Below are 2934 nucleotides of genomic sequence, written 5' to 3' on the forward strand. Positions count from 1 at the left end.
GTAGGCGTCGAGGCCGGCGGAGTCCCGGGATGTGAGGGCGTCGATCAGGGCGCGGGCCAGGAGCGCGGCTTCCAGCACCGCGAGATTGGCGCCCTTGGCCGCGGACGGGCTGATCAGCCCGGCGGCGTCGCCCGCGAGGAACAGCGCGCCGTGGCGCAGGGGTTCGAGTACGTCGGATTCCAGGTCGACCACGGAGCGCTGCAGGATGGGCCCGCGGCGCAGCGGGCCGTACTCGCGCGCCCGCATGCGCCGCTCCAGCTCGTCCCAGATGCGTTCCTCGGCCCAGGCGTCGGCGGTGGTGCCGCGCTCGCACTGCAGGTAGTAGCGGGTGACCTCGCTGGTGCGGGCCATGTGCCCGGCGAAGCCGCGCTCGTGCACCGCGTAGCCGACAGCATCCATGCTCGGCGGCGCCTGGGCGAGCAGCCCCAGCCAGGTCACGCCGTGATCGCGGTGGTGGCGGACCGTTCCGGCAGGCAGGGAGCGCCGGGCCGCGCCGTGCCGCCCGTCGCAGCCGGCCACATACCGGGCCCGCCACACAGCCGGCCGCCCGTCGGCCTCGCGTACGGCTACCGCGGGCCGTTCGCTGTCGGCATCGCGTACGGCCAGGGCCTCCGTGGCAAAACGCAGCTGTCCGCCGCGCGCCAGGAAGCGCGTCAACAGGTCGCACACCAGGTCCTGCTGCGGGTAGACGGTGTGGAGCTCTTTGCGGCCGAGTCCGCTGTAGTCCAGCCGGAAGCGGCCGTCGCCGGTGCGGAACTCACAGGTGCCGTGCATCCGTCCGCGCCGGTGCAGGCCCTCGGCCAGACCGTGCTCGTCAAGAATCTGCACGGTGTTGGCCGCCAGGAATCCTGCGCGCGCCCGTGTCTCGACATGGGCGCGCTCGGCCCGCTCCAGGACGACGCAGTCGATCCCGTGGTCCAAGAGGATGTTGCCGAGCACAAGCCCGGCCGGACCGGCCCCCAGAACAATTACACCGGTCGCATGGTCAGCCGTACGCGGCCGGCTCTTCCCGTCTGTCACGAAGCCAGATACTAAGGAGGCCAAACTCACCATTCGCCCCCAGATCACCCAGATGCCTGGATCGACTCGAAAAGCAGACACGCGGAGGCATCCACCGGCGCGCGGCTCTGCGCGCGCGCCCGCCGGCGTCACCAGCCATCCACTGGCCCGGCCCTCCCGGACCGAGGGCTCACCCGTGTGCTGTCCGGGGCAGTTCCACGGTGATGCGCAGCCCGCCGGCGGGGCGCGGGGCCAGGGTGAGGGTTCCGTGGTGTGCCCGGGTGATGGTCTTGACGATGGCCAGGCCCAGGCCGACGCCTGCCTGGTCGGTGTGGATGCGCTCGGTGCCGCGCTGGAAGGGTTCGGTCAGGGTCGCCACCAGCTGGGGGGCGAGCTGTTCGCCGGTGTTCTCGACGGTGAGCACCACGCTGTGGGGGCGTACGCCGGTGTGGACTTGGACGGTGCCGCCTCGGGGCAGGTTGTGGACGATCGCGTTGTGGACGAGGTTCGTGGTCAGCTGCAGCAGGAGGGCGGGCGACCCGGATGTGGGGGCGATGTCGCCGCTGGTCTCGAGGGTGACGCCGTGCCGTTCCGCCAGCGGGTGGAGCGTTTCGGTTGCTTCCTCCGCGACGAGGGACAGGTCGAGGTGTTGTGGGGTGAAGGAGCGCTGGTTGGCGCGGCTGAGCAGCAGCAGGGCCTCGGTGAGGTCGATGGCCCGGGTGTTGATGGTGTGCAGGCGCTCGACGAGTTCGCTGCTGTCGTGGTGGGGATCGGCGCGGGCGACGTCGATGAGTGTCTTGGAGATCGCCAGCGGGGTCCGCAGCTCGTGGGAGGCGTTGGCGGCAAAGCGCCGCTGTTCGGCGATGTGCGCTTCGAGCTGCGCGAGCATCGTGTCGAAGGCGTCGGCCAGTTCGCGGAACTCGTCCCTGCGGCCGGGCAGATGGATCCGGTGGGACAGCGATCCGGCCGCGGCCGCCCGGGTGGCGTGGGTGATGCGATCCAGCGGCGCGAGCATGCGTCCGGCGAGGAGCCAGCCTCCCAGAAGCCCGAAAACCAGCAGGAACAGCATGACCACGGCTGCCATCGGCCCGAAACCGCGCACGATGTCGATGCCCGGACTCTGTCTCCACGCCCCCTCCTCGTTGGTCCGCAACCAGCCCTGGCGCAGCAGGAAGAACCCCGCGGCACCGAGCAGCAGGAGCCCCGCGAGCATGAGGAATCCGGCGTAGCTGAGGGTGAGCTTGAGGCGCACGCTCCATCCGGGCTGCCTATCCACGCTCACCGCTCCCGTGTCCGGTGCCGGGGGTGGTGTCGATGCGGTAGCCGACGCCGGGCACGGTGGCGATGAGCCAGGGTTCGCCGAGGCGTTTGCGCAGCGCGGAGACCGTGATGCGTACGGCGTTGGTGAACGGGTCGGCGTTCTCGTCCCACGCCCGCTCCAGGAGCTCTTCGGCGCTGACGACACCGCCTTCGGCGCCGACGAGGACCTCGAGGACCGCGAACTGTTTGCGGGTGAGCGCGATGTAGCGGTCCTCGCGGTAGACCTCGCGGCGGAAGGGATCCAGGCGCAGGCCCGCGATCTGACGCACCGGCGGCCGGTTGTGGGCACGCCTGCGATCAAGGGCCCTGAGCCGGAGCACGAGTTCCAGGAGTTCGAAGGGCTTCGTCAGGTAGTCGTCGGCGCCGAGTTCGAACCCGGAGGCCTTGTCGTCCAGCCGGTCGGCCGCGGTGAGCATGAGGATCGGCATGCCGCTGCCGGAGGCGACGATGCGTTTGGCGACTTCGTCGCCGGACGGGCCGGGAATGTCACGGTCGAGGACGGCGATGTCGTAGGTGTTGATATCCAGCAGTTGCAGCGCGGTATCGCCGTCACCGGCGATATCGGCCGCGATCGCTTCCAGCCGCAGGCCATCGCGGATGGCCTCTGCCATATAG

General features: G+C 70.4%; 3 protein-coding genes. All 3 read right to left on the bottom strand.

Annotation, left to right across the window (positions count from 1 at the left end):
- Positions 1-1020, bottom strand: a 1020-nt coding sequence (locus tag ACQKIP_RS44145; RefSeq protein ID WP_427745576.1) for an FAD-dependent monooxygenase, incomplete at its 3' end; no start/stop codon positions are given.
- 169 nt (positions 1021-1189) lie between these two features.
- Positions 1190-2275 (bottom strand): sensor histidine kinase, encoded by a 1086-nt coding sequence (locus ACQKIP_RS44150; RefSeq protein WP_365863520.1) that lies wholly within the window; start codon positions 2273-2275, stop codon positions 1190-1192.
- Positions 2268-2934: response regulator transcription factor (locus ACQKIP_RS44155; protein WP_427745577.1), on the bottom strand; the 667-nt coding region annotated here is incomplete at its 5' end. The genes ACQKIP_RS44150 and ACQKIP_RS44155, both read right to left, overlap by 8 nt.

It is taken from the genome of Streptomyces sp. NPDC059900 (genome assembly GCF_050270335.1).
GTDB lineage: Bacteria > Actinomycetota > Actinomycetes > Streptomycetales > Streptomycetaceae > Streptomyces.